General features: G+C 54.5%; 11 protein-coding genes and 1 pseudogene. 4 read left to right on the top strand and 8 right to left on the bottom strand.

Annotated features, from left to right (window positions below; genetic code table 11):
• Window positions 1-79 precede the first annotated feature (79 nt).
• Together lysS and KR51_RS01075 are read right to left on the bottom strand one after the other, a co-directional pair.
• On the bottom strand, window positions 80-1,657 hold the full coding sequence (lysS, locus tag KR51_RS01080; RefSeq protein WP_269634858.1) for a lysine--tRNA ligase: 1,578 nt from the start codon (window positions 1,655-1,657) through the stop codon (window positions 80-82).
• A gap of 5 nt (window positions 1,658-1,662) precedes the next feature.
• Complete coding sequence (locus tag KR51_RS01075; RefSeq protein WP_022603965.1) at window positions 1,663-1,881, bottom strand: hypothetical protein; 219 nt, start codon at window positions 1,879-1,881, stop codon at window positions 1,663-1,665.
• 90 nt (window positions 1,882-1,971) lie between these two features.
• Between KR51_RS01075 and KR51_RS01070 the strand changes: the two genes are divergently transcribed.
• A complete protein-coding gene (locus tag KR51_RS01070; RefSeq protein ID WP_022603964.1) occupies window positions 1,972-2,874 on the top strand; it encodes a polyphosphate kinase 2 family protein in 903 nt (300 codons plus the stop codon).
• A 1,502-nt stretch (window positions 2,875-4,376) separates the two neighbouring features.
• Here the strand turns inward: KR51_RS01070 and KR51_RS01065 are convergent.
• The 4 genes from KR51_RS01065 to KR51_RS01050 form a co-directional block, all read right to left on the bottom strand.
• Window positions 4,377-5,093 carry a 16S rRNA (uracil(1498)-N(3))-methyltransferase gene (locus tag KR51_RS01065; protein ID WP_022603962.1) on the bottom strand — a complete coding sequence of 239 codons (717 nt, stop codon included), beginning with the start codon at window positions 5,091-5,093 and terminating at the stop codon, window positions 4,377-4,379.
• A 90-nt stretch (window positions 5,094-5,183) separates the two neighbouring features.
• On the bottom strand, window positions 5,184-6,524 hold the full coding sequence (locus KR51_RS01060; RefSeq protein ID WP_022603961.1) for a sensor histidine kinase: 1,341 nt from the start codon (window positions 6,522-6,524) through the stop codon (window positions 5,184-5,186).
• Between the two features lie 516 nt (window positions 6,525-7,040).
• Window positions 7,041-8,225, bottom strand: coding sequence for an NAD(P)H-quinone oxidoreductase subunit H (locus KR51_RS01055; protein ID WP_022603959.1), 1,185 nt, complete (start codon window positions 8,223-8,225; stop codon window positions 7,041-7,043).
• A gap of 585 nt (window positions 8,226-8,810) precedes the next feature.
• A complete protein-coding gene (locus KR51_RS01050; protein WP_022603957.1) occupies window positions 8,811-8,930 on the bottom strand; it encodes a photosystem II protein Y in 120 nt (39 codons plus the stop codon).
• Between the two features lie 294 nt (window positions 8,931-9,224).
• Between KR51_RS01050 and infC the strand changes: the two are divergent.
• Window positions 9,225-9,764: pseudogene (gene infC / locus KR51_RS01045) on the top strand (translation initiation factor IF-3); the annotation flags it as partial.
• Between the two features lie 255 nt (window positions 9,765-10,019).
• Here the strand turns inward: infC and KR51_RS19040 are convergent.
• Together KR51_RS19040 and petN are read right to left on the bottom strand one after the other, a co-directional pair.
• Entirely contained in the window at window positions 10,020-10,163 is a 144-nt protein-coding gene (locus tag KR51_RS19040; protein ID WP_156914904.1) for a hypothetical protein, read from the bottom strand.
• A gap of 155 nt (window positions 10,164-10,318) precedes the next feature.
• Window positions 10,319-10,408, bottom strand: coding sequence for a cytochrome b6-f complex subunit PetN (gene petN / locus KR51_RS17870; RefSeq protein ID WP_071783179.1), 90 nt, complete (start codon window positions 10,406-10,408; stop codon window positions 10,319-10,321).
• Window positions 10,409-11,340: 932 nt separating this feature from the next.
• On the opposite strand from petN, the gene KR51_RS01040 reads away from it, so the two are divergent.
• Together KR51_RS01040 and KR51_RS01035 are read left to right on the top strand one after the other, a co-directional pair.
• Window positions 11,341-11,880, top strand: a complete 540-nt coding sequence (locus tag KR51_RS01040; protein ID WP_022603954.1) for a hypothetical protein — start codon at window positions 11,341-11,343, stop codon at window positions 11,878-11,880.
• Window positions 11,881-12,118: 238 nt separating this feature from the next.
• Window positions 12,119-12,406: a DUF427 domain-containing protein gene (locus KR51_RS01035; protein ID WP_022603952.1), complete on the top strand. Its 288-nt coding sequence runs from the start codon at window positions 12,119-12,121 to the stop codon at window positions 12,404-12,406.
• Window positions 12,407-12,523 lie beyond the last annotated feature (117 nt).

Genomic DNA, 12,523 nt, shown 5'->3' with positions numbered 1-12,523 from the left:
CTTGCCGTTGCGCTCCCGCGCGCTCCTTGCCGGAGCTGCGATTTCAGGCGATTTCACCCTTTCGCGTTCCCTAGCCCTACTAGTCCCCGAACTTCTCCGCAGCTGAACTTTGCGACTTCAAAAGTGGGAATGCAATGACGTCGCGGATGCTGGGCGCGTCAGTTAAGAGCATGACCAGGCGATCGATTCCGATACCGAGGCCGCCAGTCGGCGGCATGCCGAATTCCAGCGCGGTTAGAAAGTCTTCATCGACGCCCTGAGCTTCCAAGTCGCCGGCAGCTTTGCGGCGTGCCTGTTCTTCCAGGCGATCGCGTTGGTCGAGGGGATCCGTCAGCTCGGAGAAGCTGTTCGCGTGTTCTCGGCCGACAACATAAAGTTCGAAGCGTTCGACCAAACCGGGACGCGATCGGTGGGGTTTAGCCAGAGGCGAGATTTCGATCGGGAAATCAATCGCAAAGGTCGGTTGAATCAAGGTTGATTCAACCAATTGTTCGAAGGCTTCATTGAGAAGTTTCCCGAGCGTGGAGCAGTTGTCCGGGACCCTGACTCCAGCTGCCACTGCCGCTGCCTTAGCCTCGGCGAAGGACTCGAACTGCGCGAAATCAACGCCGGTTTGTTCGCGAACGAGATCGTGCATGGTCGCGCGCCGCCAGGGGGGTGTCAAATCGATCGTTTGACCTTGGTACTCGATCTCGAGCGTGCCGAGGACATCCGAGGCGATGGCCGCGATCGCCTCTTCTGTGAGCGCCATCATGTCGTGATAGTCGGCATAAGCTTGGTAAAGCTCAACCGAAGTGAACTCCGGATTGTGACGCGTGGACACGCCTTCGTTGCGAAAGATACGCCCGATCTCGAATACGCGCTCGAAACCGCCGACTATCAAGCGCTTGAGGTGCAGCTCGGTAGCAATCCGCAGGTAAAGCGGCATGTCCAAGGTATTGTGATAAGTCACGAACGGCCGCGCGTCAGCCCCACCAGCTTCGGGTTGGAGTACGGGCGTTTCGATTTCCAGGAAGCCGCGATCTTCGAGAAAGCGTCGCAATTTGGCAATGATTTGCGCGCGCCGCCGGAAGGTCGCGCGGACCTCTGGATTGACGATCAAATCAACGTAACGCTGGCGGTAACGTTTTTCGGTGTCGGTGAGTCCGTGCCACTTATCCGGCAGCGGTAGTAGGGACTTGGTGAGAATTTCAAACTCGCTAACGGCAATCGACAGCTCGCCTTTGTCCGTCCGCTTGAGGGTACCTTTTACGCCAAGGAAATCGCCCGCATCAGTCAGGTTCTTCAGCAGATTAAAGGCGTTGGGTAAAGCCGCCATCGATGCGCCGATGCGCTTTTTATCGAGGTAAAGCTGGATCGTCCCCGTTTCATCTTGCAACACGAAAAATGCCAATTTGCCAAAGACGCGCCGGGTCAAGATCCGTCCCGCGATCGCAACCGTATCGTCGCATTCTTTGCCGCTGCCGAGGTCGGCATATTTTTCCTGCAACTCGGCCGCATGGTGCGTGACGTCCCATTTGTAGGCAAAGGGGTTCAGTCCGGCAGCTTGGAGTTGCGCGATTTTCTCGACGCGAGTGGTTCGAATTTCGGCGAGGGTGGAGTCTTTTTTTGGTTCTTGTGATGCTTTCGATTCTGGTTGCGGTTTGGAGCGCGGCACGTCAGTCATCTCGGCAGGGCGATCGCTTCGGTAGTCAGTTCGTCGCTACCAGCGTAACCGAAAGCTATCCGGTTCTCGACGCGATCGCCGGGACGTCTGCGCAATTGCCACCGCGCGGCCCGACTCTCCAAGTCAATGGCGAGGTGGAGTGCAGGAAAACTACAGCGGTCTGTGGCTTGCGGGCTGCAGTCGCTCAGCTGAGTCGCTCGAGTCAACACAACCATTATTTTTAAATGAGATAATAATTTAATTACTGAGTTTGATTGCAGAAATGCTCCCTGCAGCAGAAACAGCCAAGTGAATCGAGGGGAAACATGAAAGACAAAGACTCGCTCATTGATGCTCTTGCTCCAGAAAAGATGCTTGTTGTCCCTGGTAGCAAGGTGCGACTAAAAGAATACGACACGCGCTATACTGGCAAGCTTCAGAAAGACACAGCTCGAGAAGTTTTGGCAACAGGCGTCGGGAGGCTGGCCGAGTTTCAAGACATGCTTTACGCCCAGAACATCCATGCCTTACTGATTATTTTCCAAGCCATGGATGCTGCGGGCAAAGACAGCACCATCAAACATGTCATGTCGGGCATCAATCCTCAAGGGTGTCAGGTATTTAGCTTCAAGCAGCCTTCAGCGGAAGAACTCGATCACGATTATCTTTGGCGTTCGTTCAAGGCGCTGCCAGAGCGAGGACGAATCGGGATCTTCAACCGCTCATACTACGAGGAGGTGTTGGTCGTTCGGGTCCATCCCGAGCTATTGGATAGTCAACAGCTGCCGCCTGCGGTGAAGGGCAAGCACATCTGGAAACAGCGTTTTGAAGAGATCAACAACTTCGAAAAATACTTGGTCAATAGTGGCATCCACGTTCTTAAATTTTTCTTAAATGTTTCGAAAGAGGAGCAGCGGGAGCGGTTTCTGGAGCGCATCGATCGCCCGGAGAAGAACTGGAAATTTTCCGTCAGCGACGCTCGGGAGCGCGAGCATTGGGGCGAATATATGGAGGCATACGAGGACGCGCTTACCCACACCAGCACAAAATGGGCTCCTTGGCACGTCATCCCCGCCGATCGCAAGTGGTTTGCGCGGCTAGCCGTTGGGTACTTCATCCATGAAAAGCTGGACAGCTTGAATTTGGCCTATCCCGAGGTCGGACCCGACCACCTGCAGCGCTTGCAGGAAGCCAAGGCGATTTTAGAGGCGGAAGACGCTGTTTCCTAAGTCAGTTTCACCGTTGTTAGATTTCCGTTTCGAACGCTGTTGTGTATCTGTTCTGTATCCGCTCTTTTTGAGATAGGGCTTTTCAAAACCCAATCTACGAACTGCAGGGGGGCGCAGCCCGTGATGTTCCAATCTGGTATTCGACGCGCGGGCGCGCCCACTACTTTGGTCCTGTCATAAGTGCGTCGGGCGAGGCTCGAAACCGTTAGCTAACGAGTAAATCGCGGAGACGGATGAAGGCTGAATCCGCTGTATGCCTGCATGGATTCGTCCCAGAGCGATGGCTGCAGTTGGCGAAATTCGACGTAGGATTTCACCCGGCACAGCAACAACGTATCATCCATGGCTGATTCGCCAAAGGTATTAATTTCATCGAGTATGGGAGCTCTACTAAGGTCTTCCTTTAGGTAGAGTTACAACTGTTGCAAGCTTTGACCTGTCGTCCAACCGCTGGGGCATTTGTTGGCTGATAACAAGATTGTTTGCTGAAATTGGTAACAGCGATCGCTGAAGCGTTAGATGTACCCACGCCCAGGCAAGCGCGAGTCGAGGATTTGGTCTAAATCGACACTAGTCCACATGCGGTCGGCCTCTTCTGGAGATTTGCGAGGGCTGCAAACCAGATCGCCCCAGAACTTCGGAAGCCGTTAGAACGGGAGCTAGCCGATTTCACTTAAGGTCAGGGACATAGTCTTCTCTTTACCTAAGGCGTCCAGGCAGTTGGCGGTGACCCTTTTCACTTGTTGGCTCAGTTAGCGCGCGGCGCAGACATTGAGTATAGCGATCGCGTTGAGGGGGACCGAGAGCAATGGACGCCAAGATCTTATAGTTCGGTTGCGATCTCGCGCAGGCCGCCGAGGGGACCGACCTGTTTTGGCTACCATCTGCGCCCGGGCTGGCGGAGGTTGGCGTTGTAAGCCTCCAGCCCCGCGACCTGAAAGAGGGTTCGGACGGCTTGCTGCCGCTCGGAAGGCGCGATCGCCTCAAGCATGAATATTCCCGTCTCGTTATTGATAGGGGCATTGGCCAGCAGCTGCGCGGAAGCGATCGCCCTCGAGTTTTCGGTCAGCAGCCAGCGTGGATTTGGCGCGAGTCAGTCCCCGGCGGACTTGGGCGATAAGTTTGAGATGGGTCGTAGCTGGCGAAAATTCCGATAGGTGGCGACTGCTTCGTCAAAACGGCCGTTTGCTTCCTGCCAGCGGGGCGATAATTACTGAGGCCACGGATCGTTGTGGTGGTGGGAAGCGGCAATCGTCTAAAAGCGCTCGAGAGCGGAGTAGCCCAGGTGCTTTAGGGCGGCTGCGATGTCCAAAAAACAGATTCGACCTCGGGTTCACTCGACTGCAGATGTCATACCAATTTGTATAAGGTCTACGACAGATGAGGTAAACAATCTCGAGGAGTAACCGATCCCGATCCGCCATCTGTCGCAGCACTTCCTAGAGTTGGTATCAGATGGTGGCAGATGAAATGCCGGGGACCGACTCGCAATGCCCTAGGTATTAAAGATTTTCCTGCCCGGCTTCGATCCGGGCAGCGATCGCGGCAATGACGGCGATCGGGGCAGTAACAGCACGCAAAATGCGGGGTCCGAGGGTAACGGGCTGGTAGCCGCCAGCGATCGCTATATCGACTTCGGTCGGGGTCCAGCCGCCTTCCGGACCGGTGGCAATGACCAGCGATCCGGGCGTGATGGCAGCGATCGCGTGGGGCGCGTCGCGGCGGGCGACGCAGAGATAACGCGCCCCGGTGGCAAATCGGGCGATCGCATCGGGGAAGGACAGCGGCTCGGCGATCGTGGGAATCAGAGCGCGTTCGGACTGTTCGGCGGCTTCGGCGGCAATGCGCCGCCAACGGGCAACTCTGTTCGCACTCGGACGAAGTAGGGCGCGTTCGCTTAACACGGGCACGAAAGCGGCAGCGCCCAATTCGGTGCAGCAGCGGATGGTTTCTTCGAAGCCATTACCTTTGGGGAGAGCGACCAACAAGGTGATGTCGGCCGCCAATTCGCTACAGACGTCAACAGGACTGATGACGCGCGCAGCAGACGGTTCGCTGAGTTCGCTCAGCCAGGAGGAACCGCACCCGTCGAGTGCGATGAAACGAGCTCCGGGCTGCAAGCGCAGAACGCGCTGCAGGTAATGCTGCTGTTCGGAAGTAAGGCGGATCTTGCCGGCAACCAGTTGGCCGGGGGCAATGCTCAGGCGTTGCAGTTGCATAGTGGCAGCATTGAAGCAATCGCGTCAGCTAGCTGCAGAAGCGCGGGGATACGTTAGTTTGGAATCCCTGATGTAGGTCCGGAGGGTCGTTCAGGGCAGGCGGGGGAGTAGTGTTACTTGCGGAAGCTCCAGACGCAACCAACCGCCCCCAGTCTCGGGATGGTTCTGCACGCGAATTGTCCCCCCATGGGCGCGGACGATCTGTTGCGCGATCGCCAGACCGAGTCCGCTGCCCGGTCGCGCCGATGCCAGACTATCAGAAGCAGAAATAGCTGTCGGTATCGGGGCGTTTGTCCCGCGATATCGACGTTCGCAAGCATGTTTCAAGTCCGATTCGGAGAAGCCCGTGCCGGCGTCGATTGTGTCTACAATCAGCTGCTCGTTGCTTGCTTCAGAGGTGCTATCTGCGAGCTGCGCGTGCACGCGCACCGTTTCGGCATAGGGGCTGAACTTGATGGCGTTATCGAACAGATTCAAAAACACTTGTAGCAAGCGCGCGCGATCGGCTTGTAAGGTTAGCGGCTGCGACTCCTCGTAAACGAGCTGCAGCGATTTCTGACAAGCAAGCGGTGCGAGGGTCTCCCAAGCCGAACAAACTAAATCCTGCAGGACAACGGTTTCGAGTTGGAGCTGGCGGTCGAGCTGGCGGTCGAGCTGCGTCACTTCCAACCAATCTTCCACGAGGTGAATCAAGCGATTGGCTTCTAGAAGCAATTGCTCAACCCATGTTTTTTCGGGCGGCCGTAGCCGACCTTGAAGCGTTTCGGCTACGAGCCGAATCGACGTCAGAGGTGTACGCAATTCGTGGGTGAGGTCGGCAAAGGCGCGCTCGCGCGATCGTCTTAACTCCACAAGCGGCTGTTGGTTTTCCAGAAAAACGCCAACAGCGCCGGCTGGAAGGGCGCTAGCGGTGGCTCTGAGCGCGAGGGTGCGGTCGCTTCCGCTAGCGCGGGCTGCAGATTGCCAATGCTGGACGTTTGTATCGGTATTGCGAAACTGCCACTCGCAGGTTTGCAGCTGTTGGGTGTGACGCGTTTTTTCAATCAGGCGATCGAGTTCGTAAGACCTCACCACTTCCAATAACAACCGTACTTGACCGGGTTGCCAACGCTCGATCTGCAGCAGGTGTCGTGCTTGTTGGTTGCACCAGTGCAATTGGTTGTCTTCATCAACTTGCAGGTACCCAACCGGTGCGCCGTCAACGGCTTGGTGCCAGGTAGCGATCGCCTTTTCTAAGACGTGGTGGTGGTGGTGGCTGCGGGCGAGGTCGCGCCGCAACCTCGGCAGAAGGGAGACGGTGCGGCCATCAGTGCTGCCCTGAGGCCAGCCGTCCAAGACTTGCTGCAACTGCCGATCGCGGCGGCGGGATTGGTAAAAACTTACCGCTAGTCCGAGCGCGAGCCCCAGCAGAAAGGCGATCGCCTTTACCATCGATGTCGTCTCCTCTGCTCGCACACCATCCGCAAGGCCTTGCTAAGCCTCTGTTTTAGCGCGTTTCAAATGGTGAAGGTAGTGCGGCATTTTCAATTTAATGGGTGAGTTTAGGGCAAATGCATACAAACTTTTGTGCCGCGACCGAATTAGGGTTTCAGCTATCTGGAGTGCTTAAGCTTAGCTCTCCGTTCCCAACAAGTCCATCTCGAGTCTCGCGGATTGCGAAAATCGAGCTTAGGTTCCAAGTATGCATTTGCCCTATAGGAAAGTTCGCGGGGTTTTTACCGGGATGAACGCATCTGCTTAGCCAACGACACGAGCGATCCATCCGAAAAATTGTGGGCACCTCGAAAAATGCTGGATTGCGGCGTATCGGTAGTTGAAATGCCCTTACTGCTTTGTCGACCTTCGGTCTTGAGCGAATTAATCGAGGTGCCCGAAATCCTGTCGATTTTCTGAAGAATGCGGTTACGTTGACCAAGCTGCGAATATGGGTGGTGCGATTGCATTTTTCTATCGATCCACCGAGCCCATGATGACATCGATACTGCCAAGAATTGGCATGATATCAGCCAGCTTCACGCCGCGTAGCAGGTGTGGCAAGATTTGCAGGTTGTTGAAGTCCGGAGCGCGGATCTTCCAACGCCAAGGGAAAACGTTGTTGTTGCCGATGATAAAAATGCCCAACTCGCCCTTGCCAGATTCCAATCGCACGTAGTGCTCGCCCGCTGGAATCTTGAACGTCGGCGGCACCTTCTTGGCGATGTACTGGTACTCGAAGTCATTCCACGGGGACTTGCGCCCTTCTACCTCGCGACGGGCTTCAAGGTTCTCGTAAGGTCCGCCAGGGATTTGCTTACATGCTTGGCGAAGAATTTTTACGGACTCGCGCATCTCGCGGACGCGCACTAGATAGCGCGCGAAACAATCGCCGGTTGTTTCCCACTGCACGTCCCAGTCGAAATCGTCGTAGCACTCGTAGTGGTCCACTTTGCGCAGGTCCCACTGCACACCCGACCCGCGCAACATCGGACCCGAAAGTCCCCAGTTGATTGCTTCCTCGCGCGAGATTGTCCCGACGCCTTCCACGCGCCGGCGGAAAATGGGGTTATTCGTGATCAGGCGCTCGTATTCATCGACCTTAGGATAGAAATAGTCGCAGAAATCCAGGCACTTATCGAGCCAACCGTAAGGCAAGTCGACCGCAACGCCGCCAATACGGAAGTAGTTGTTGTTGACCATTCGCTGACCGGTCGCCGCTTCCCACAAATCGTAGATAATCTCGCGCTCGCGGAAGATGTAAAAGAATGGTGTTTGCGCCCCCACGTCGGCAAGGAACGGACCGAGCCACAGCAGGTGATTGGCAATTCGATTAAGTTCGAGCATAATCGCGCGAATGTACTGCGCGCGTCTGGGCACTTCAATATCTGCCAGTTGCTCGGGAGCGTTAACCGTAATTGCCTCGTTAAACATCCCAGCAGCATAATCCCAGCGGCTGACGTAGGGGACGTACATAACACTGGTGCGATTTTCGGCGATTTTCTCCATTCCGCGGTGGAGATAGCCGATCACGGGCTCGCAATCGATCACGTCTTCCCCGTCGAGGGTGACGATCAGGCGCAACACGCCGTGCATTGATGGGTGATGCGGCCCCATGTTCAGCACCATGGGCTCGGTTCTGGTTTCGATCTTAGCCATCGATCGCTTTCGTTCCCTCGCAGTTAAGTCCTGACGGGCCGAGTCGACACCGTTACAGTGCCCGGATGCCCGTTTCCATGTAGTTTTGTTTCGCTACTCCACATTATAGGGAGCGCGGTCTGCACGAATCCAGCGCCTGCTAAAGAAGGCGCTAAAGTCTCCAAACCCGAATAGTCTTCGAATCCGCTAGCTAATCGCAGGTAACTTAGACTAGCCTCACTTCAGATTGCAACCGGGTTAGTTGCACAGCCCGAAATGGCGGTTAAGTATCTGCTGTTAAACGCGCCAAGCCCGAACGACAGCAAATCGAAACTTCTGTCTTGGAAAAGGTCCGGACGCTCCCCTCCGTTGCCACCACTCATTGAGGATTGCATCCTCGCGTTAGCCCGAGGGCAGTCAGGATCGGCAGGATTTCGCTCGTACTAGAGGAGCGCGACTGGTGCAAATGCCTTCTCGGGTGACGAACACCCGTTTCAAAATGGACTGTTTGCCTACCGAACTGTTTGCCTACCGAACAGTCAAAAAAACGGCCCCCAGCGTTCGGGAACCGATGGGATGTAGCCAGGAAAATCCGGCTTGCGGATTCTAGCTTTCCTTGTTCAAAATATCCTGAGCTTGACGGAGCGCCATGGCACCGATGTTGTACAGTGCCCAGGATGCCGCGATCGCCAACGGAGCCAATACGACCAGAATGCGCCAATCCATGCTTCCCAACCTCGCGTTTTGCTTAAAAATGCAATTGTGAGTGCAAATGTTACCGCTTGTAAGCGATTCTCACTACCGACAATATACCGCGTTGCCGTAACGCTGGGTACGAGGGTCGCTACTGGTGTAAAGCCCGCCGCAAGCCAATCTCCCTTGCCGCAAGCAAGCAATTGAACTACAGTGGGAACTTCCGTAACATTGCGAGCTGAATCTCAGGCAGGATCGGTAAAATGACAGGGTGCCCGAGCGCGGCCCGCGCGATCGCCGTACCTGCCGACGCTAAAACCAACGCCTGTGAAGAACAACAACAAACAACAACGACGTCAGTCCCGCGACATTCCACCCATTAACCGCAACATTCGCTTCCCAAAAATTCGCTTGATTTCACCAGAAGGCGAGCAGCTCGGGATCTTAACCCCAGATGAGGGACGGCGGTTGGCGGACGAGCGCGATCTCGATCTCGTTTTAGTAAGCGACAAAGCCGATCCGCCCGTGTGCCGGATCATGGATTACGGCAAGTACAAATACGAGCAAGACCGCCGTGCCCGGGAAGCGCGCAAGAAGCAACACTCGGCGGAAGTCAAGGAAGTCAAGATGCGCTACAAGATTGACGACCACGACTACGAAGTGCGCATCAATCAAGCGAAGCGCTTCCTAAAAAGTGGGGATAAGGTAAAAGCAACAGTTACGTTCCGGGGACGCGAAATTCAGCATGCAGACCTTGCCGAAACCTTACTTCGCCGTATGGCTACTGACTTAAGCGAGCTGGCCGAACTCCAGCAGCTACCTAAGCGGGAAGGGCGCAACATGAACATGCTGTTGTCACCGCGCAAATCAGACAAAGATAAGGACAAAGAACCCGTCTTCACGCCCGACGGTAAGCCGGCCAGACCTAAACTGGCTAAGCCGGCTAAGCCTGTCAAACCGGCTAAGCCGCAACAAGTGGAAAGCTAGTCGCGCAACCGCAAACACGCGATTGCAACAATGAGAATTTCATCACGTGTAAAGACGTGCAAACAAATAGCCGCCTGTTCTTGTAAGAACAGGCGGCTATTTCTTAAATCTCCTCTGGCGTTATTGTTAAAGGCGCTAACGCCCGGATTGCTTGTCTCGAGACCGACGGCGACGATCGCGCCACTCAGCAGCCGTCAAATACAAGATTCCGCTGCTGACAAGTACCAGCAACCCCATTGCCGCCAGAAACAGCCAGTTAAGAAAGGGAACGTCAGTCACGGCAGTTTCGAGAGCCTAATAGGAGCGTGGGTGTGGAAGTATCAAAGTAAGAGCCGCGATACTTAATCTTCCTTTTGAAGAGCATTGCGACCCCAACTAGAGATCGTGAAATTCTTGAGGAACGGCGAATGCCTAGAAGCCGTTACTCCCCCAAACTAGAAGCCGTTACGCCCCCAAATCACCATCGCGATCGACCAAGTAAAAAGAGAGAAAATACCAACCCAACCCAGAGTCAAGATGTCCATCAGTCGCGCTTGTGAATTGCAAAATGTTAACGGGCTAGCATGCATGATACCAACGGACACAATGCAGAGCAGCCTACCGCCTAGGCTGCGGACGAGCCCTCGCTTGACAGAAGCTTCGCTGCGACGGGGTTACAACCACTTTGCCGCAGGACGATCGCGCAACATTTCTTAACCTAGAGCCCGGGCTTGCTTGCTGCATATAAGCTTCCATCCGGTGCGATCTGGCTCCGGTTCGATGGTGCTGGTTGTGACTCAGGGTGGTGAAGGCTCGGTTGTGGGATCTTGCCAGGTCTAGGCTAGGTTCGACTATCCAGCTCGATGTCTGTTGCGCTTACCCTTTGGCAGGACCGGTAATTTAACTTAACGGGCATTTCGAAAATTGCCGGATTGTGGCTTCCACGCGGCTGAATTGCCCGTGCTGCCCTACCCACCATCGAGCTTGATCGAACTAATCGAGGTGTCCAGTTACCAAAGTTTTTTGTTTCGCTTTGGCGGCACTAGCCGTTAGTTACTCTTTAATGCCAACGAGCAAATAATGGCTGAAAGAACAGAACTTCATTCGAGTCGGCTGAAACTTGCCTGGGGAAACAGGGGGAATACAGAGGAAGAACAGAGCGGCTCAATATACTCCTCCCAAAAGGAATTGAAAAGGATTAATGCCAACTAAGGACCTCTATATATTGCGGGAATGTATTTATTGGCTACTGAAATGCCTATGCTGCTGTGCTGAACTTCGGTCTTGAGCGAATTGATCGAGGTGCCCAACTCTAGGAAGTGCTGCGACAAGTAGCAGATAGGAGTTCTCTAGTCTTAGGGGTTGTTTGCATCATCTGTCGTAGGCATTGTCTAAATTAGTATAAAATAGATTACCATTTTCAAAAAAATCTTGATAGTTGTGTTCGAACTCACAAAAACTTTGGGAGAGTAAGCACATGGCACGGAAGGAATTACCACTCTGGAAACAAATTTGGCAGAAATGGTGGCAGGAAACAATCGCCCTTTTATTAGTCTTAGTTGGACTGTTCTTATTGCTCGAGCGTTTCTCCCTCCGTGCGGCTCTATTGGATTGTTTGCAGGCACTTGGGACCTCAATGGCAGCTGTTGGTGGCGCGATTTTAGATTTCGCTTCCAGGTTTGCTAGCCCCTCAAACCTCTTAGCGATGGTTGCGATCTCGATCGCCCTGACGATTGCCTTCCGGCGGTTGCGATATCGTTTGTTGCAGATGCCGCATCTTGCGCGCCTGCGCTGCCCTAAATGCGAGGGCTCGATTTACAAGAAACACCGTCACTGGGAAGATCGCCTGATCAACCTTGTCGTTCCGGTCCGGCGCTATGCCTGCAAGCATTGTTCCTGGGAAGGTCAACGTGTATACGACTCTCAAGGCTGGCAGCGTCAATCGGCCCGTTCGACACGTAGCCGCAAAGGCAAGCAGCAAGAGACTGCCGATCCCCGCAGTTTCGATGATTTCTAGTAGCGAACGTTATCAAGTTGCGAGCGGACGGCTGCAAATAAATTGGCCGGGTGCTAGGGGAAAATAATCGTGGGGATAACTATCGCCACTAGAGTTGCCCGTGCCAGAAGTACGTCGCGATCGCTTCAAGAGTATTGCGGTCCCCGGTCTATGGCGTGAGGTCTTATAACACCAAGCGACCGACCGTAACCGACGATCGTGTAGACCGTAACTTTTTACCGAGCGGAGGCTTATTGACATGACCCAAGCAACCTGGAATGGCGTTGTCCTTGCTAATAGCCAACGATGCGAGCGCGTGGAAGGTAACGAATACTTTCCTCCCGATGACGTGTATTGGGATTACTTCCAGGGCACCGATACACACACTGTTTGCCCTTGGAAAGGGACGGCCAGCTACTATACGATTACTATTGGTGGCGAATCGTTGAGCGACGCTGCCTGGTCCTATCCGCAGGCCAAAGAGCGAGCCAAACATATCGAAGGATACGTTGCCTTCTATACACGCAAGGGTGTCATCGTATCCTAAAAGGTTACGTAGTGGTGGTGTGCGCTTGCGTCGGCTCGGCGAGATTATCAATGGCTCGATACGCCTTTCGAGCCCCAACATCAAATCCTGCAAGTGACACTTAGAGCTGGGTGTAGG

Source organism: Rubidibacter lacunae KORDI 51-2 (genome assembly GCF_000473895.1).
GTDB classification, from domain to species: domain Bacteria; phylum Cyanobacteriota; class Cyanobacteriia; order Cyanobacteriales; family Rubidibacteraceae; genus Rubidibacter; species Rubidibacter lacunae.
Note: the sequence above shows the minus strand (reverse complement) of the source record. Positions and strands in the feature narration are given on the sequence as shown.